Source organism: Nocardia sp. TBRC8007 (assembly GCF_056629435.1).
Genome location: NZ_JBWSOR010000244.1, coordinates 1 through 228, shown reverse-complemented (window position 1 = coordinate 228; position 228 = coordinate 1). Strand labels below are relative to the sequence as shown.

The following is a 228-nucleotide window of genomic DNA, read 5'->3' as shown; positions in this document are numbered from 1 at the left end:
GGTCGAATGAGGTCGATGATAGTTGTAGTGGATGTTCCAGATCCCGAGTGCGTTGCTGCGCTGGGTTTCGCTGATCCATTCGCGGGCGTAGAGGAACTCCTCGGCCAGGTTCCGGTTGTAGCGCTCGACCTTGCCGTTGTGGCGGGGCGTGTATGGCCTGATGCGTTGGTGGCGAGCGCCGTGCAGCGTCTTGGCGAAGTCGGCGGCTCGATAGCAGGAGCCGTTGTC

The 228-nt window shown here is 61.8% G+C and carries 1 protein-coding gene; it reads right to left on the bottom strand.

The annotated features are described in order from the left end of the window. The coding region (locus ACX4ZE_RS23510; RefSeq protein WP_480275653.1) for an integrase core domain-containing protein at positions 1-228 on the bottom strand (228 nt) is incomplete at both ends.